Raw genomic sequence first — 17,874 nt, 5'->3', positions numbered from 1 at the left:
ACAAGAGGCTCTTCAAAAGATTCTTGCACAGCTCCAAATGACCAGACTTTTTTACCCCTTTTACACAATCTTCTTTGGAATACGGTCAAAATTTCGCTATAATAGTAACAAATGTTAAACTCCTTTTGTAACGATACTTGGTTTTACGATGTGATCATCTGTTAACTGTATGATAGAAAATATTTTTTAAAAGCCTCGGTAGGGTTCTTCCTACCGAAGCTTTTTTGATATCACACATCCAACCAACAACTATTTTCAAACCGAGTCTTTCGCCTTTTCACAAAAAATCCTCCAGAGCTAAGCTCCGAAGGATTTATTTTTATTTAACAACGATATTAACAAGTTTATTAGGGACACTAATCACTTTCACGATTTCCTTGCCATCAATCTCTGCTTTGACTTTTTCGTCAGAGAGAGCAACTTCTTGCAATTCTTCGCGTGAAAGGTCTTTTGCAACCATGAGTTTAGCACGGACTTTACCTTTGATTTGAACGACAATTTCGATTTCGTCTTCAACCAATTTGCTTTCGTCCCATGTTGGCCAAGCCACATAAGAGATAGACTCGCCTGTTGCTGCCACTGTTTGCCAGAGTTCTTCTGCCAAGTGAGGAGCAAATGGGGCGATCAATTGGATAAAGCCTTTGGCATAATCCACATAGAGTTTGTCTTCCTTATTCGCCGCATTGACAAAGACCATGAGTTGGGCAATGGCTGTGTTGAATTTCATCGACTCGATTTGCTCAGTGACAGCCTTAACAGTTTCGTTATAGACCTTGTCAAGAGCACCATTGTTATCCGCAACAATTTCTTTACTTGTAATCAAACGGTAAACACGGTCAAGGAATTTACGGCTTCCTTCCAGACCTTCTTCAGACCAAGCGATAGAAGCATCGAGTGGTCCCATGAACATTTCATAGACACGAAGGGTATCGGCACCGTATTGTTCCACCACATCGTCTGGGTTGACCACATTCTTGAGGGATTTCGACATCTTAGCTGGTGCTTGCTCCAACTCTTCTCCTGTTTCCACATGGAAGAAGGAACCGTCACGTTTTTCAACCTTGTCAGTTGCCACAAGAGCGCCACGGTGGTCACGGTAGCTGGTTCCCAAGATCATTCCTTGGTTAAAGAGTTTTTGGAATGGCTCCTTAGTCGGTACAACACCAAGGTCATAGAGGAATTTATGCCAGAAACGAGCGTAGAGCAAGTGAAGCACAGCGTGTTCTGCACCACCTACGTAGATATCGACTGGCAACCATTGTTTGAGAAGGTCCTCGTCAGCCAATTTCTCAGTGTTGTGTGGATCGATATAGCGAAGGTAGTACCAGCTTGAACCGGCCCATTGTGGCATCGTATTCGTCTCACGACGACCTTTGACACCATCCTCACGAGTCACTTCCAGCCAGTCTGTCAAGTTAGCCAATGGGCTTTCCCCAGTACCTGAAGGGCGGATGTCCTTAGTTACTGGCAAGACAAGTGGGAGTTCACTTTCTGGAACAGCTGTCGAAGTCCCATCTTCCCAATGAATGATTGGGATTGGTTCACCCCAGTAACGTTGACGGCTAAAGAGCCAGTCGCGGAGACGGTAGGTCACCTTTTCTTGACCAAAGCCTTTTTCTTCTAGCCAAGCCACAATTTTAGCAATCGCTTCTTCTTTGTTGAGACCGTTCAAGAAATCAGAGTTGACGTGAAGGCCATCTTCTGTGTAAGCAGCCTCTTCAACATTGCCACCTTCCAAGACTTCTACGATTGGAAGACCAAACTGTTTTGCAAATTCCCAGTCACGCTCATCGTGGGCAGGTACGGCCATGACGGCACCTGTTCCGTAGCTGGCAAGAACATAGTCCGCAATCCAGATTGGGATTTCTTTCCCATTGACAGGGTTGACGGCATAAGCACCAGTCCAAACCCCTGTTTTTTCCTTAGCAAGGTCTGTACGAGCCAAGTCTGATTTAAGGCTGGCTTGGTGTTTGTAGTCAGCTACAGCCTCAGCTTGTTCAGGTGTTGTGATCGCATCTACTAGTTCATGCTCAGGAGCCAAAACAGTGAAGGTTGCACCAAAAAGAGTATCTGGACGAGTGGTAAAGACTGTGAATTCCTTGTCTGTTCCTTTTACTTTGAAAGTGACATTGGCACCAGTTGATTTCCCAATCCAGTTGCGTTGCATGTCCTTGATAGACTCTGGCCAGTCAAGGTCATCCAAGTCGTTGAGCAAACGTTCCGCATAGGCAGTGATTTTAAGCATCCATTGGCGCATTGGTTTGCGGACAACTGGATAGCCACCACGCTCAGAGGTTCCATCTGGAAGAACTTCTTCGTTAGCGATAGCTGTTCCTAGTTCCTCAACCCAGTTTACTGGTACTTCAGCTTCATAAGCCAAACCTTTTTCGTAAAGCTTAGTGAAGATCCATTGCGTCCACTTGTAGTAGTTTGGATCTGTCGTATTGACTTCACGGTCCCAGTCATAAGAGAATCCAAGCGCATTGATTTGGCGTTTGAAGTTAGCGATGTTTTCTGCTGTGAATTCCGCTGGGTCATTCCCTGTATCCATAGCGTATTGCTCAGCAGGCAAACCAAAAGCATCCCATCCCATTGGGTGAAGGACATTGTAACCTTGCGCACGTTTGAAACGGCTAAGGATATCTGTTGCTGTGTAGCCTTCTGGGTGTCCTACGTGAAGACCAGCTCCAGATGGATAAGGGAACATGTCCAATGCATAAAACTTAGGTTTTGAAGCATCTGTTCCTGTCTTAAAGGTGTGATGGTCAGCCCAGTATTTTTGCCACTTAGGCTCGATTTCTTTATGATTGTAAAAACTCATAGCGTCTCTCCAATTTTCGTGATGCTCCTATTATACCATTTTTAGGCGATTTTTAAAGGTTCAGACAAAGAAAAAGACAGGTCCCATACGGGACCTGTCTTTCCTGTTTTCTTCAAGAAAAGTCTATTTCACATGCTTTTCAAGTTCTTCTTGCGCTTTTTTATTGGATTTTTCTTTTTCTTTCTTCCATTGATCACGCGCTTTGTCGTAGTCTTTAGCCGATACGACCTTGTCTTGAACTTCTAAATATTTATAGTTGAAGGATTGACCCTTGTGGCCTGTCCAAGCAAAGGCTGCAGAGTATGGTACAGTCTTACGAACGACTGGAGAAGCTCCATCTGAATGGATCGGAATCAAGAGGGCACTATCGGTCAACCAAGCTTGAGCGGCAGCATATTTTTCGTAACGCTTGTTCACATCTTTGGTTTCATTGTGCGCATCTTCGATCAATTGATCATATTCATCAAAACCAGCTGCTTTTGCGGCTGCATTATCCGTACCAGCATCGAATCCAAAGTAAGAATTGGCGTTTTCGCCGGATTTACCACTAGTGATATCGATGTAAGAAGATGGGTCCGTATAGTCTGGTCCCCAACCCAAGTTATTGTTCAAATCCCAGTCTTGTTGCGAAGCACTTTCAGCAAAGTAAGTCACCCGTTGCAGATCATCTTCAGAAATCATATTCAAATCAATGACAATATTTTCTGCTCCTAGTGTAGATTCAACTGACTGTTTAAAGGATTGAGCTTGTTTGATCCCTTCTGTATAAGTTGAAGAAGTTGGAAGGTCCAAATGAATTGGGAATTCAACTCCTTGAGCTTGCAAATCTGCCTTGGCTTTGGCAAACTCTTCTTTGGCCTTGGTTGGATTGTAGAGGGTGTCTTTTCCATCTGCGACAGAGACCCCTTTCCATTCATCCCCATAAGCTTCCAAGTCTTTTTCTACTGCATCACCAAATTGTTTGCCATCGATTTGGACAAAGTTTGGTGGCGTAAAGGTATTACGGATGACCTTATTGGCACCCGCTTCCCCGTTAGTTTGCGCTACATAAGCCTTGCGGTTAAAGGCAAACATAATGGCTTGACGGAAGTCCTTATTTAAGATTGCTTTCTTAGTTGAAGTCTTTTGAGTATCAGTAGTCTTCTTTGTGATTTCATAGGCCTGACGGTCAATGTTGAAGGAAAGGTTGTAGGTTGAGGAACCTTGGTCAGTATAGACAATGTCGTCCTTATGCTTCTTCTCTACACTCTTATAGTTGGAACCATTTGGGAAAACACGGGCAACTGTATAATCGCCGTTATCAAATCCACGAATCAAGGACTCTGAGTCTTGTCCATCATAATAGGTCAGCTTCACTTTACTGATCTTAACATTATCCGCATCCCAGTAGGTTGGGTTCTTTTCCAATATCGCAGAAGATTTAGAAGTGATGGATTTAATCAAATAAGGACCGCAGTAGAGGATACTAGACGGAGAAGTCCCTTGACCATAGTTATCTCCCTTAGATTTCAGGAATTCTCCATTAACCGGCATCAAGATCCCCATCGTAGTCTTAGAATTCCAGAAACTTTCTGGTTGGCTCAAGGTATATTGAACGGTGTAATCGTCAATAGCTTTTACACCAACTGTTGAAAAATCAGATGTCTTCCCTGAAACATAATCATCCAAGCCTTTGACAGATTTTTGGACCAAGTAAATTGCTTGTGATTTCTTGTCTGCTGCGTGCTTGAGACCTGTGACAAAGTCTTGGGCCTTGACTTCTCCATATTCTTCCCCTTCAGAAGTCATCCATTTGACCCCTTTACGGAGTTTATAAGTATAGGTCAAGCCATCCTTGGAAACCGTCCAGTCTTTAGCAAGCGACGGAATCAAATTCCCATACTTGTCCACTTCCAACAAGCCATCTATCGCATTTCCTGTAAACTCGGAAGTCGATTTTTTATTAGAAATCGAATAGTCGAGGGTATCTGGATCCTGGGTATAGACATAGCTAAAAGTCTGTTCGCCAGAACTTCCAGATTTTCCACCTGAGCAGGCTGCCAGTACACCAGCTGATAAAAGCAGAGCGCTGGTAGCTAAGAGTACCTTTCCTTTGTTCATATAAATCACCTCATTGTAAAAATGTTATACTCAATTTAAATTATAGCACTTTCTAGGGAAATGTAAACGCTTTTACTGCGAAATTATTCTATTTCTTCTTTATTTTTTCAATTTCTTCTTTTTCTAGAATTTTTTAAAGTTGAATCCCTGGCATGTATGATATAATGGAATCTATGAATCATGGGAGACATTTACACAAACGACTAAAACACAGCCTCTTGTCCCTCCTTGTAGGAGTCTTGACATTAGGTCCTATTTCCACTGCTTTTGCGGACGACATCTACCAGCAAGAAGATGTCATGAAAATCGCAGCTGATGCTGGACTGGTATTGGACGATTTTTACAAGCCTAAGGCTGACATCGTCATCGACGCCAATACTGGAGCTATTTTGTACGGAGACAATATCGACACGGTCCGGGACTCCGGAAGCATGGCCAAGCTCATGAGTGCCTATGTGGTCTTTCGGGCCCTCAAAGAAGGCAAGATCAAGTACGATACCGTTGTCACAGCAACAGAGGCAGATCAAGCCATCTCGGAAAACAATCTTTTAAGTAACTCACCTATTGTAGCTGGTGTTGACTACAAAGTATCTGAATTGATCAAGATGCTCTTTGTTCCATCTTCCAGTGCGGCCGTGATTATGCTCGCCAACGCCGTCACTGACAATGATCCCGATAAGTTTTTGGACTTAATGAATCAGTACGCGCAAGAAATGGGGATGAGCCATACCAAATGGCACAATCCAAATGGGGCGATGATCTCGGTCCTTCAGGGCTACTACAATCCTCAGCGCTACGATGTCAATGCGAATAACGAAATCACAGCGCGGGACATGTCTATTCTGGCTTATCACATCGTAAACGACCTGCCAGAAATGTTGGAATACACCAAGCAAGCTCACACTACGATCATGGAAGGAACCCCCTACGAGCAAAGCTACGATAACTACAATACTTCCCTCGAAGGTGGAAAATTCGCCCTTAAAGGAACAGATGGACTCAAAACTGGATCCAGCCCGACTGCTGACTACAACTACACCGCGACAACCAAGCGGGGTAAACAGCGGATTATCGAAGTCATTTTGGGGGTTGGAAACTACGATGTCGAGATCGCCGAAAGTTACCGCAATCAAATCGGGAATACCTTGGCTGAGAAAATGTTCGCAGACTACCAGTATAAAAAAATCCTTTCTGCAGGCGATCATACCATCGACGGGAAGACCATTCACTTGAAGCAAGACTTCTATGCGACCGTTAAGAAGGGGACGAAGCCAGCCCTTAAACTGGAAGACAACCGCCTAGTCGTTCAGAACGGCTTGCAACAGGTATCTCCAAGTATTAAAGCGGGAGTGGCCGTAAGTGAGTCTAAAACAACGACCTCTAGCAGTAAAAGCAAAGGACTCGATATCATGTGGCTCTTCTGCTTCCTGCCTGCCGGAATTTTATACCTGATCTTTAAACAAACCGATCCAAAAAGAAGAAAATAGAAAAAGAACTCCCATTACCATAAGGTATGGGAGTTCTTGGTTTGTCGACAAAGTCATCTTAGGCCAAACCTTGAACGTAGGCATCTACTGCTACGATGGCTTGGGCAATATCAGAAGCCTTCACTTCAAATGGCATTTGATGGATGGTTTCTCCTTCGATGGTGGCCTGTTGGCCAACCTTGAGAAGATCTTCATAACTTGCAGTTTCAAGATGCATTTCTTTCAGAGTGGTTGGCATACCGATTTGTTGATAGAAACGAATGTATTTATTCAATTCTTCCTTCGGACGGTTTTCCAAGAACAATTGAACGAGCGTTCCGTAGGCTACTTTTTCACCGTGAGTTAAATGGTGGATGTCCCCAGTAAGGGCTGTAAAGCCATTATGGATGGCATGGGCAGCAGCTAATCCCCCACTTTCAAATCCAATACCACTGAGAAGGGTATTAGCTTCAATAATGTTTTCAAGAGCAGGGGTTACAACTTTGGCTTCACAAGCAGCCATGGCTTGAAGACCGTCTGCAAATAAGGTTTCTTCACAACGTTGTGCAATGGCGACACCCGCTAAGGTTTGTCGTTGACCCAACATGGTTTTTCCATTCGCTTGCATCACCGCACGCGCTTCGACCCAAGTTGCTAGACCATCTGCGATACCAGAAGCGAGCAAGCGTTTTGGTGCTTGAGAGATCACTTTACTATCCACCAAGACTAATTCTGGGTTTTTAGAGTAGAAAATATAGCGCTCAAAGGCACCCTCATCTGTATAGATAACAGATAAGGCGGAAACAGGAGCATCTGTAGAGGCAATGGTAGGGGCAATCACAACTGGTGATTTTAAAAGATCAGCAATAGCTTTAGCACTATCAATGGTCTTTCCTCCACCAAGTCCAATGACCAAATCACAGCCATTTTCTTCTGCCAAACTAACCACACGATTGATTTCGTTATCAGAAGCTTCTCCATTAAAGAAGACTGGCAAAACCGTAAGCCCATTTTGACCAAGGTATTCTTCAAAACGTTTCCCTACGATATCATAAACCACTGAATCACATAGTAAAACAGGGTGAGTCCCTAATTCTGAAATAGATTGCGCATTTTCAAACAAGGCATTTTCCCCTTGAATGTAACGTGACGGACTTGCAAAATTTCTCATAGTCTGCTCCTTTAAAATTTATTTAGTTCACACCCATAGTAGCATTTATTTCTATGAAATTCAAAGAATTATACAAGGCTCCAATCAATTAAATTTATCTGTTCACGCAGTCATTGGAAGCGTTTCATTTTCATTTGATGAATCTTATTATCAAAAATCCCCAAAGCTAGTTTCAGTAGATTGAAACTTGGCTTTTGGGATTTTTATTTTTTTACAAGCATTGAGAAAATCAATCAATGGCTTAACTGAAGTCGAGACTACTTCCTTTGATCAACAAAACTAGTATCGCGAAATTGAACTCGCCCTAAAAGCGTCGAGAAAAAGAGAGATTGCCTGGTGGGCATGGCCCACATGGTCAATCTCCTATTTTCTTCTCGCTTTTTTTACGGGCTTAGTATCTTGATTTACCAAATGATCACACGATCTTCTGGTGCGCGCCACATGCCGTCGCCTTCTTTGACATCAAAGGTTTCAAAGAATTCGTCAAAGTTTGGTAATTGGACATTGGTGCGAAGTTTTCCTGGTGCATGGACATCGACACTTGCGAGGAGTTGCATGTACTCTGTCCGAGCTTTCATGCGCCAGATGCGAGCAAAGTTGGTGAAGAATTCTTCTGCTGAGAAATCTTCCTCTTTCTTAGCGGCTTCAAGGGCTGCAGCGATACCACCGAGGTCTGCTACGTTTTCAGAAACGGTCAATTTCCCGTTGATCTTGGCACCGTAAGAGTCTTGTCCTTCAAACTGATCGATGACTTTTTGAGTCCGAGCGGTAAAGGCTTCGTAATCTTCTGGCTTCCACCAGTCTTTCAAGCTACCGTGCTCATCAAAGGAAGCACCATTGGTGTCAAAGGCGTGGGAGATTTCATGGGCAATGACTGCACCGATTCCGCCGTAGTTGGCTGATGATGATTGGTGAAGGTCATAGAAAGGTGCTTGTAAAATCGCTGCTGGGAAGACGATTTGGTTCTGTTGCGGATCATAGTAGGCATTGACCAGATGGGCTGGCATGTGCCATTCGCTTCGATCAACCGGTTGGTTCCACTTGCTCCAAGTATGGGCAATGGAAATTTCGTAAAGGGCTTGAGCATTTTCAACCAAGGTCTTGCTTTCGTCGATGATCTTTTTGGCGTATGTTTCTGGTAATTTTTCAGGGTAGCCGATATGTGGTGTGATGACATTGAGTTTGACAATGGCTTTTTCACGAGTTTCAGGAGCGAGCCAGTCTGCTTTTTCTAAGCGCTCCTTATAGACGTCAATCATGGTCGCTACTTTATGCTCTACGTCTGCTTTTGCTTCTGGTGAGAATTTTTCTCCCGCATACCAGAGTCCAAGTGCCTGGCTATAAGGTCCTTCTGCCAAGGCCAGAGCGGCTTTTTCTTTTGGACGAGGTTCTGGAATCCCCGTGATGATCCGTCCATATTCACCAGACAAGACACGGATTTCTTCCGTCAAGAAAGACGTCCAATCTAAAGCTGCACCAAGTTTCAATTTGGCATGAATGGTTTCCCAGTTGGCTGCCGAGTAGTATTTTGGTGCGAATTCCTTCCAGAAACGCTCTTCTGGCACGATGATTTTATCTGGTGTTTGTCCGATCACTTCAGTAAAGAAGGCATCGAGTGGCAATTCTGGGACCAAGGCCTTGAAATCTGCCCACTCATAAGGATGATAGAGTTTGTTGTACTCTGATCTTTCTTCATTTGACAAAACATATTTGGCCAATTCTGCATCCGCCGCAATGACCTTATCCAGGATATCCTTGATTTCTTCCTCTGAGAATTCAAATTTAGGTAAGAGTTTTTCCATCATTTGGCGCCAGATAGCCAGTAATTCTGGGCCTTTTTCGTTGCCTTCTTCATAATAGGTTGTATCTGGCAAGATGAGAGCAAGAGACTCTCCCCACAAGACATTCATTTGGGCATTCATAAAGTCTGGTGACACGCTAAATGGCATGAGATTTGGTTTGCCAGCTAGTTCATAGGTCCCCAACTTGCTGGTATAGTCTTCAAAAGAAGACAGAGCCTTAATTTCATTGATCAAGGGCATGACTGGTGCCACACCAGCTGCTTCTCGCGCATCAAAATCTGCCACCATTTTATGGTATTTGACAAAGTTTTGCAGAATGCTATCTTCAGGCAGCTCTTCTCCCCGTTGCCATTTTCCAGTGATATCCAACATCAAGTTTTCGATGTCTTGGATCAAGTCCATAAAACCACCAGTTGACGGTTTGTCATCAGGAATCACAGCTGTCTCAGCCCATTCCCCATTGACGTAATCATAAAAATCATCTTGTAAACGTACCATGATCTTCTCGCTTTCATTCTTTTCTAATAACCTTATCAAAAATAGGAACTTTTTTCAATGATTACAAGTAAGTTAATCTAAATCATTTTAAAAATTAACTTGACTTAATTTTTTTATTTATGTATATTAATAGTAAAGGAGCAAAATCATGATTCAAATTGAACATCTAAGTGTTGCTTACCAGCAAACACTGGCCTTGGAGGATCTTTCCCTCACCATCCAGGGTCCAACCATCCTAGGCATTCTTGGACCCAACGGAGCTGGAAAATCAACCCTGATCAAGGCCATGCTAGGACTTCTCCCTCATTCGGGAAAGGTCCTGCTCGATCAAAAAGATCTCGGCCAAGCTCTTCAACGAGTGGCCTACGTCGAACAGAAATCCGCTATTGATTTCCACTTCCCCATCACGGTGCGGGAGTGTGTCTCACTGGGTCTCTATCCCCATCTTTCTATCTTCAAGCGAAAAAGTAAAGAAGATCTCCAAAAAGTGGAAAATGCCTTGAAACTTGTCAATCTTCTTGATCTAGCAGATCGCCAGATCGGCCAGCTTTCGGGAGGGCAATTCCAACGGGTGCTAATCGCCCGCTGCTTGGTCCAAGAAGCAGAGGTCATCTTTTTGGATGAGCCCTTCGCAGGGATTGACTCCGTCAGCGAAGACATTATCATGCAGACCCTTCAGACCTTGAAACAAGAAGGCAAGACCATTCTGATCGTCCATCACGATCTCAGCAAGGTCCCTGCTTACTTCGACCAGGTCCTCCTCCTTCACCGCAAGCTGATCGCTTTTGGAAAAACAGAGGAAACCTTTACCAAGGAGAATCTGCATGCAGCCTATGGGCATGAACTCTTTATAGGAGGTGGCGTCGGATGATTACAGAATTTATCGATGGATTACAGCAATTCCACTTCTTACAAAATGCCCTGATTACAGCCATTGCCATCGGGATTGTCGCTGGAGCTGTTGGCTGCTTCATCATTTTGCGAGGCATGTCTCTCATGGGAGATGCTATCTCGCACGCAGTCCTTCCAGGGGTGGCCCTGTCCTTTATCCTTGGCATCAATTTCTTTATTGGCGCCATTGTCTTTGGGCTTCTAGCTTCCATCCTTATCACCTATATCAAGAGCAACTCCATCATCAAGAGCGACACAGCGATAGGGATTACCTTTTCTTCTTTCCTTGCCTTAGGAGTCATCCTAATTGGAGTCGCTAAAAGTTCCACCGACCTTTTCCACATCCTCTTTGGGAATATCTTGGCTGTGCAAGACCAGGATATGTGGATGACCATCGGTATTGGGGTGGCGGTCTTGCTGGTGATTTGCCTGCTCTTTCGACCTTTACTGCTCACATCTTTTGATCCTGTTCTGGCTCAATCCATGGGCGTCCGGGTCAAGGTCTATCACTACCTTCTCATGGTGCTCTTGACCTTGGTTTCTGTCACTGCTATGCAGAGTGTCGGGACCATTCTCATCGTCGCCATGCTCATCACACCCGCTGCGACGGCCTATCTCTATGCCAACAGCCTCTGGTCCATGATGCTCCTTTCATCCGGATTAGGTGCTCTTGCATCCATCCTAGGACTCTTTATTGGCTATAGCTTGAATATCGCCGTCGGGTCTTGTATTGTCCTCACTTCTGCTGTCTTCTTTCTCATCAGCTTCTTTATCGCTCCTAAGCAGAGAAAGAACAAGCACGCTCTTTCGCCTCATTAAAGGAGAAACACATGAAAAAAATCGCTTCTGTCCTCGCCCTCTTTGTGGCGCTCTTATTTGGTCTGTTGGCCTGTAGCAAAGGCTCTTCTTCCAAGTCCTCATCCGATAAATTGAAGGTGGTTACCACCAACTCCATTCTCGCAGATATGACCAAAAATATCGCGGGGGATAAAATCGAGCTACACAGTATTGTCCCTGTCGGTCAAGATCCCCACGAGTACGAACCACTCCCAGAAGATGTCAAAAAAACTTCACAAGCCGACCTGATCTTCTACAATGGGATCAACCTCGAAACGGGTGGCAATGCTTGGTTTACTAAATTGGTCAAAAATGCCAATAAAGTAGAAAACAAGGACTATTTCGCAGCTAGCGACGGAGTCGACGTCATCTACCTAGAAGGCCAAAACCAGGCTGGAAAAGAAGACCCTCACGCTTGGCTCAATCTCGAAAATGGAATCCTCTACGCTAAAAACATTGCCAAACAATTAATCGCAAAAGATCCAAAAAATAAGGACTTCTACGAAAAAAATCTAGCAGCCTACACTGAAAAGCTCAGCAAGCTGGATCAAGAAGCTAAGCAAGCATTCAATAACATCCCGGCAGACAAGAAAATGATTGTAACCAGCGAAGGTTGCTTCAAGTACTTCTCCAAAGCCTATGGCGTCCCATCTGCCTATATCTGGGAAATCAATACCGAAGAAGAAGGGACACCCGAACAAATCAAAACACTGGTAGAGAAATTGCGTCAAACCAAGGTGCCGTCTCTCTTTGTTGAATCCAGTGTCGATGAACGTCCTATGAAAACTGTCTCTAAAGATACCAATATCCCGATCTATGCAAAGATCTTCACTGATTCCATTGCCAAAGAAGGAGAAAAGGGCGATAGCTACTACAGCATGATGAAGTGGAACTTAGACAAGATCGCAGAAGGATTGAGTCAGTAACCCTTCAGATTTCTAAACAAATCAGTGGCCCCTCCTCCGGTATTGAGGTACAATAAAAACAAAAAAAGGAGTCTTTTTATGGCAACATTTTTAGGAAACCCTGTTACCTTTACCGGATCTCAACTGCAAGTAGGGGAAATGGCTCATGATTTTTCATTGATCACTCCAGCTCTGGAGAAGAAATCTTTAGCTGATTTTGCTGGCAAGAAAAAAGTCCTCAGCATCATCCCATCCATCGACACAGGGATCTGTTCTATGCAAACACGTCACTTCAACAAGACCTTGTCGGACTTGGAAGACACTGTCGTCTTGACGGTCTCTGTCGACCTTCCTTTTGCTCAAGGTAAATGGTGTGCTGCTGAAGGACTCGACAATGCCATCATGCTCTCAGACTACTACGACCATTCCTTCGGGAAAGCTTACGGCCTCTTGATCAATGAATGGCACTTGCTGGCGCGTGCTGTCTTGGTCTTAGATGCGGATAACAAGGTCACTTACGTCGAATACCTGGACAACATCAACAGCGAACCCAATTATGACGCTGCAATTGAAGCTGTCAAAGCACTTGATTAAAGTAAAAAGAGGTCTACTGCCTCTTTTTCATTGCTATAAAATCCGATGGAGCCCATTCTGGAGGAGGACCCGCCAGCGTAAGCGAGGGATGCCTCTGAGGAAACTTCGCACGCGTCTTGCCACTTGTTGCTTGTAGCTCTTACCTTCCTGTGCAAAGACTCCTTTTCGACTCCAGTATCCCTCGATGCTGCGATCATTTTTAGGGGCTAGATAGCGAACACCTTGGCGATAAAGGACCTGCTTACGAAAGGCTGGGTCCCACGCTTTGACGGGATCAATATCTAAGTCCTTATGGGTCCGGCCCCTAGCCAACCCGTAGTTAAAACTGGCACCATTGACAATGCCATTTTCAGAAATTTCTACTGGATCGACTTCATTGAGGAAATGCCCAGCTTGGTCGAAAATATACTCCGTATGGAAATTTAACAAGACTTTGAAATTGACTTGTTGTGAGGCCCCTGATGGATAATGAAGGTGACCATCTGGCCTTAGGGAGACCTTGTTGTGAAGACGAGCAGCCGCATAAGCATCCACCGTGACAGCTATAGTCTCCTGTAGGTAAGCTTGTAAGGCCTCTTCGTCAGTCTGTCCAGCTCTCGCATTATGTATCCGAATCCATTGCGCCTGGTAACTTGAAAGTAGGTAGCGCAACTGGTGAACCTGGCGTTTCAAAAGCTGATCTCCCGACTGATCTGCTAAGGGATCCTTTTCAAAGGCGATTTGCACGACGCGTGAAAATGCCGTCCAAAAGTCGGATCCTGGCGGACAATCTAGAGCCATCCTACTCAGAAGAAAGGCTGTTTCTTCACAAGTTCCAGACAAGTCACTCGGCATCAGGAGAATTTTCATGACGCCCCTCATCAAGTCTTGGGCAGCAGTCTCCGTTAGATCCTTGATCTCTTGAAACCACATGTTTTGAAACAGAGGACTGGCAAAGAAAAAGACAGACTGGTATTGTTCTTGGTAGGCTTGTGGATCTTTGTATCCCTGCAAGTGCCTCTCTAGATAGGCTAAACTATTCTCTCTCCAGCCTAGTCTCGCTAATTCCCGTCTGTTCATGATGCCGTCCTTTCTATGCTTCTATACTACCATCTTTTGGAGCTTGAGACAATTCTCATTACTCCACTAGCGTTTTTGAGGATTTTTTTGATATACTAGAAGTGAGCGAAGAAAAGAGGAAAGCATGACACCAAACAAAGAAGATTACCTCAAGTGCATTTATGAAATTGGCACAGAAGTAGAAAAAATCAGTAATAAGGAAATCGCCAGTCGCATGCAGGTCTCTCCGCCCGCTGTGACCGAGATGATTAAGCGCATGATCTCTGAGGGCCTCTTGGTGAAAGATAAGACCCATGGCTATCTACTAACAGATCTGGGCTCGCAATTGGTCTCTGATCTCTACCGCAAGCACCGCTTGATCGAAGTATTTCTGCTGGAAAATCTTGGCTACACAACTGAGGAAGTCCATGAAGAGGCAGAAGTTCTCGAGCATACCGTTTCTGAACATTTCATCGACCGACTGGATCACATGCTTGGAAATCCTAAGACCTGCCCTCACGGTGGGACAATTCCAAAGAAAGGCGAAAGGCTTGTCGAAGCCCACCAAGACCGTCTCAGTGAAACGACCCAACCTGGTCTGTATATTCTGCAAAGGGTCTATGACACCTATGAATTGTTAAAATTCTTAGACCAGATCCATCTCCAAATTGGTGATACCATCGCGTTTCAACGGTACGATGACTACACAGGGCTCTATCACTTCGTTATCCATGAACAAGAAATTTCTATCAACCAATTGATCGCCCAACAACTCTATATCGAAAAACATGCAGTCTAACCCGACTGCATGTTTTCTTACTTATGGATTTTTTGTATCTAGCAAAATCGTCACCGGACCATCATTGATCAATTCAATCGCCATATCGGCTCCAAAGATCCCTCGTTTGACAGGGACTTCTTTTTCTAATTGATCATTAAAGGCATCATATAACTGACTGGCCATATCTGGCTTGGCTGCCCCTATAAAAGCAGGACGGTTGCCTTTTTTTGTCTCCGCAAAGAGGGTAAATTGAGAGATCGACAAGATTTCTCCTTGAATATCTTTGACCGAAAGATTCATCTTATCTTCCTCATCTGAGAAAATACGCATCTGCGATACCTTTCGAACCGCATAATCTAAATCTTTCTGATCGTCATCTGGACCGACACCTACTAGGAGCAGTAAGCCTTGCTGGATCGCATTGTAGACTTGACCATCAATGGAAACCGAGGCACTCTTGACCCGTTGAATCACTAATTTCATTTTATTATCCTATTTTATAAACCTATTGAACATTCACTGCTACCCTTGAAAGAACATCAATCACAGACAAGGCAGTGAGACGCAGGCACACAATCTGAAAAGTAAAGGCTGTTCAGTTGCTTTTAGTGCGAGGCAGCGAGACGAAGACAGTACTGTAGTACGGCAAGGCGAGCTAACGAAGCAATAAAAGATAACTGAGCAGTCGACTAGCCGTTGGTACGCTTAACAGAGTACACCTCCGGCACACTCTTAATCTTATCCACAACTGTTGTCAACATAGACAAGTTTGGAATCCCAAAGGAAATGTGGATATTGGCAAATTTCATATCTTTGGTTGGCTGGGCATTGACGGTTGAGACCATCTTAGCTGTATTGGAGAGGACTTGTAGTACATCGTTCAGAAGTCCGGCACGGTTGAGTCCGTATATATCGATGTGAGCAATGTAGTCCTTGGTCGTATTGTTATCTTCCCATTCTACATCGATCAAGCGTTGCTCGTAGTTGTCTTGAGCTCGGAGGTTCATACAGTCCTGACGGTGAATGGCAACACCGCGTCCTTTGGTGATGTAGCCGACGATTTCATCACCTGGAACTGGATTACAACACTTAGCAATCCGAATCAAGAGTCCAGAAGCACCTTGGATAACCACGCCACCTTCGTGACGGACCTTCAAGGTGTCTTTTTTATTTTCAACCTTGACCTCGCCACCTTTGACTAGCTCTTCTGCTTCTGCGCGTGCCTTAGCCCGCTCTTCTTCTCGGCGTTCATCCTCCGTCAAGCGGTTAAAGATGGTAATAGCCCCAATCTCTCCAAAACCAATCGCCGCAAACAAGGCTTCTTCTGTCTTGTAACTTGATTTTTGTAGCACTTTGTCCATGTGCTTTTTGTCCATGAACTTATTGGCTACCAAGTCATGCTCGTGGAATTGGGCCATCAAGAGGTCCCGACCACGGTTAATCGACAATTCCTTGTCTTGATTTTTAAAGAATTGACGGATCTTGTTGCGCGCCTTGCTAGTTTTAACAAGGGTCAGCCAGTCACGGCTCGGACCAAAGGAGTTGGCATTGGTGATAATCTCCACCTGGTCTCCCGTCCGAAGTTTGGTATTGAGGGGCACCATCCGGCCATTGACCTTGGCACCAATCGCTTTTTCCCCAACCTTGGTGTGGATTTCATAGGCAAAATCGATCGGTCCAGAATCTTTCGGAAGCGAGCGCACAGTTCCATCTGGAGTAAAGACGTAAATCTCTTCTGCCAGGATGTCTTCTTTTACATTTTCAACAAATTCTTTGGCATCGCCTGACTGGTCTTGGAGTTCCATCATCTCCTTGATCCAGTTCATCCCAATAGCCGATTCCTTGCTGTTGACTTGACCCTTGATTCCTTTTTTATAGGCCCAGTGAGCCGCAACCCCATACTCAGCAACCTCGTGCATTTCCTTGGTTCGGATCTGGAACTCAATCGGTCCTTTAGGGCCGTATACAGTCGTATGGATGGACTGATAGCCATTGGCCTTCCGGTTGGCAATATAGTCCTTAAAACGCCCCGGCATTGGCTTCCAGAGCTCATGGATGTAGCCTAGCATAGCATAAACATCACTTGGAGTATCCAGGATACAGCGGATGGCAATCAAGTCATAGATTTCATCAAAGCGTTTCTTTTTATCCTGCATTTTGCGATAGATCGAATAGATATGCTTTGGTCGACCATAAATTTTCCCATGCAAATGGCGTTCCCCAGCATAGGTCTCGATCTTGTGGACAACCTCTTCGACCAACTCTTCTCGCTCGCGACGTTTTTCCTTCATCATATGAGAAATCTTGTAGAATTCGACTTCATTCAGATAACGGAAAGACAAATCCTCAAGCTCCCACTTGACGCTGGAAATACCGAGACGGTGGGCTAGTGGTGCATAGATCTCCATGGTCTCACGCGAAATACGTTCTTGCTTATCCTTGCGCAAATGCTTGAGGGTACGCATATTATGCAAACGGTCTGCTAATTTGACCAAAATGACACGGATATCTTGAGACATGGCCATGAGCATCTTGCGATGGTTTTCCGCCAACTGCTCTTCATGGGACTTGTACTTGACCTTCCCGAGCTTGGTCACCCCATCGACAATCACGCGCACATCATGACCAAATTCGCGCTCTAAATCATCTAAAGTCGCATCCGTATCTTCCACGACATCATGCAAAAAGCCGCAGGCGACCGTCACAGCATCCAGTTTCAGCTTGGCAAGGATTCCTGCTACTTGAATTGGGTGGATGATATAAGGCTCGCCAGACTGACGGAATTGCCCATTATGGCAATCAACCGCATAGACCAAAGCCTTTTGCACAAAAGCAACATCTTCAGGTGATAAATATTTTTTTGTAAGGGCAATGACTTGGTCCCCTGTTAAATTCTCTTCTTTCGGCATGTATTTTCTCCAGTTTCTTGGATACTATTTTAACACTTTTAGAAGCAGATGGGAACCAATG

13 protein-coding genes are annotated in these 17,874 nt (G+C 44.6%); 6 read left to right on the top strand and 7 right to left on the bottom strand.

The window, feature by feature from the left end; translation table 11 throughout:
* Window positions 1-319: 319 nt before the first annotated feature.
* Window positions 320-2,821, bottom strand: coding sequence for a leucine--tRNA ligase (gene leuS, locus O3602_RS07260; protein ID WP_371611428.1), 2,502 nt, complete (start codon window positions 2,819-2,821; stop codon window positions 320-322).
* Between the two features lie 123 nt (window positions 2,822-2,944).
* Window positions 2,945-4,921, bottom strand: coding sequence for a peptide ABC transporter substrate-binding protein (locus O3602_RS07255; RefSeq protein ID WP_134974661.1), 1,977 nt, complete (start codon window positions 4,919-4,921; stop codon window positions 2,945-2,947).
* A gap of 164 nt (window positions 4,922-5,085) precedes the next feature.
* On the opposite strand from O3602_RS07255, the gene O3602_RS07250 reads away from it, so the two are divergent.
* Window positions 5,086-6,408, top strand: coding sequence for a DUF1958 domain-containing protein (locus O3602_RS07250; protein ID WP_371611427.1), 1,323 nt, complete (start codon window positions 5,086-5,088; stop codon window positions 6,406-6,408).
* Between the two features lie 58 nt (window positions 6,409-6,466).
* Here O3602_RS07250 and O3602_RS07245 read toward each other — a convergent pair whose 3' ends face one another.
* Window positions 6,467-7,558, bottom strand: a complete 1,092-nt coding sequence (locus O3602_RS07245; protein WP_070674705.1) for a glycerol dehydrogenase — start codon at window positions 7,556-7,558, stop codon at window positions 6,467-6,469.
* 404 nt (window positions 7,559-7,962) lie between these two features.
* Window positions 7,963-9,858: a M13 family metallopeptidase gene (locus tag O3602_RS07240; protein WP_037608265.1), complete on the bottom strand. Its 1,896-nt coding sequence runs from the start codon at window positions 9,856-9,858 to the stop codon at window positions 7,963-7,965.
* Window positions 9,859-10,006: 148 nt separating this feature from the next.
* Here O3602_RS07240 and O3602_RS07235 point away from each other — a divergent pair, with 148 nt between their 5' ends.
* The 4 genes from O3602_RS07235 (at window position 10,007) to tpx (ending at window position 13,085) form a co-directional block, all read left to right on the top strand.
* Window positions 10,007-10,729 carry a metal ABC transporter ATP-binding protein gene (locus O3602_RS07235; RefSeq protein ID WP_003009916.1) on the top strand — a complete coding sequence of 241 codons (723 nt, stop codon included), beginning with the start codon at window positions 10,007-10,009 and terminating at the stop codon, window positions 10,727-10,729.
* On the top strand, window positions 10,726-11,568 hold the full coding sequence (locus O3602_RS07230; RefSeq protein ID WP_272144425.1) for a metal ABC transporter permease: 843 nt from the start codon (window positions 10,726-10,728) through the stop codon (window positions 11,566-11,568). Before O3602_RS07235 ends, O3602_RS07230 begins: the two co-directional genes overlap by 4 nt.
* 11 nt (window positions 11,569-11,579) lie before the next feature.
* On the top strand, window positions 11,580-12,512 hold the full coding sequence (fimA, locus tag O3602_RS07225; protein ID WP_003013610.1) for a metal ABC transporter substrate-binding lipoprotein/fibrin-binding adhesin FimA: 933 nt from the start codon (window positions 11,580-11,582) through the stop codon (window positions 12,510-12,512).
* A 78-nt stretch (window positions 12,513-12,590) separates the two neighbouring features.
* Window positions 12,591-13,085 carry a thiol peroxidase gene (tpx, locus tag O3602_RS07220; protein WP_003013564.1) on the top strand — a complete coding sequence of 165 codons (495 nt, stop codon included), beginning with the start codon at window positions 12,591-12,593 and terminating at the stop codon, window positions 13,083-13,085.
* A gap of 33 nt (window positions 13,086-13,118) precedes the next feature.
* Here tpx and O3602_RS07215 read toward each other — a convergent pair whose 3' ends face one another.
* The gene (locus O3602_RS07215; RefSeq protein ID WP_371611426.1) at window positions 13,119-14,144 is read right to left on the bottom strand and encodes a DUF3114 domain-containing protein; all 1,026 of its coding nucleotides are present in this window, start codon (window positions 14,142-14,144) and stop codon (window positions 13,119-13,121) included.
* A gap of 124 nt (window positions 14,145-14,268) precedes the next feature.
* Here O3602_RS07215 and O3602_RS07210 point away from each other — a divergent pair, with 124 nt between their 5' ends.
* Window positions 14,269-14,922: a metal-dependent transcriptional regulator gene (locus O3602_RS07210; protein WP_003013784.1), complete on the top strand. Its 654-nt coding sequence runs from the start codon at window positions 14,269-14,271 to the stop codon at window positions 14,920-14,922.
* A gap of 21 nt (window positions 14,923-14,943) precedes the next feature.
* Here O3602_RS07210 and dtd read toward each other — a convergent pair whose 3' ends face one another.
* Together dtd and O3602_RS07200 are read right to left on the bottom strand one after the other, a co-directional pair.
* On the bottom strand, window positions 14,944-15,387 hold the full coding sequence (gene dtd / locus O3602_RS07205) for a D-aminoacyl-tRNA deacylase (RefSeq protein WP_003013773.1): 444 nt from the start codon (window positions 15,385-15,387) through the stop codon (window positions 14,944-14,946).
* 206 nt (window positions 15,388-15,593) lie between these two features.
* Window positions 15,594-17,813 (bottom strand): bifunctional (p)ppGpp synthetase/guanosine-3',5'-bis(diphosphate) 3'-pyrophosphohydrolase, encoded by a 2,220-nt coding sequence (locus tag O3602_RS07200; protein WP_371608588.1) that lies wholly within the window; start codon window positions 17,811-17,813, stop codon window positions 15,594-15,596.
* Between the last annotated feature and the right edge of the window lie 61 nt (window positions 17,814-17,874).

This window comes from Streptococcus sp. 27098_8_186 (assembly GCF_041432055.1).
Lineage (GTDB): Bacteria > Bacillota > Bacilli > Lactobacillales > Streptococcaceae > Streptococcus > Streptococcus dentalis.
Note: the sequence above shows the minus strand (reverse complement) of the source record. Positions and strands in the feature narration are given on the sequence as shown.

Coding starts and splice junctions, on each gene's coding strand:
- O3602_RS07210 (WP_003013784.1), top strand. CDS start 14,269: ATGACACCAAACAAAGAAGATTACCTCAAGTGCATTTATGAAATTGGC.
- O3602_RS07230 (WP_272144425.1), top strand. CDS start 10,726: ATGATTACAGAATTTATCGATGGATTACAGCAATTCCACTTCTTACAA.
- O3602_RS07250 (WP_371611427.1), top strand. CDS start 5,086: ATGGAATCTATGAATCATGGGAGACATTTACACAAACGACTAAAACAC.
- fimA (WP_003013610.1), top strand. CDS start 11,580: ATGAAAAAAATCGCTTCTGTCCTCGCCCTCTTTGTGGCGCTCTTATTT.
- O3602_RS07235 (WP_003009916.1), top strand. CDS start 10,007: ATGATTCAAATTGAACATCTAAGTGTTGCTTACCAGCAAACACTGGCC.
- O3602_RS07245 (WP_070674705.1), bottom strand. CDS start 7,558: ATGAGAAATTTTGCAAGTCCGTCACGTTACATTCAAGGGGAAAATGCC.
- O3602_RS07255 (WP_134974661.1), bottom strand. CDS start 4,921: ATGAACAAAGGAAAGGTACTCTTAGCTACCAGCGCTCTGCTTTTATCA.
- O3602_RS07240 (WP_037608265.1), bottom strand. CDS start 9,858: ATGGTACGTTTACAAGATGATTTTTATGATTACGTCAATGGGGAATGG.
- tpx (WP_003013564.1), top strand. CDS start 12,591: ATGGCAACATTTTTAGGAAACCCTGTTACCTTTACCGGATCTCAACTG.
- O3602_RS07200 (WP_371608588.1), bottom strand. CDS start 17,813: ATGCCGAAAGAAGAGAATTTAACAGGGGACCAAGTCATTGCCCTTACA.
- dtd (WP_003013773.1), bottom strand. CDS start 15,387: ATGAAATTAGTGATTCAACGGGTCAAGAGTGCCTCGGTTTCCATTGAT.
- O3602_RS07215 (WP_371611426.1), bottom strand. CDS start 14,144: ATGAACAGACGGGAATTAGCGAGACTAGGCTGGAGAGAGAATAGTTTA.
- leuS (WP_371611428.1), bottom strand. CDS start 2,821: ATGAGTTTTTACAATCATAAAGAAATCGAGCCTAAGTGGCAAAAATAC.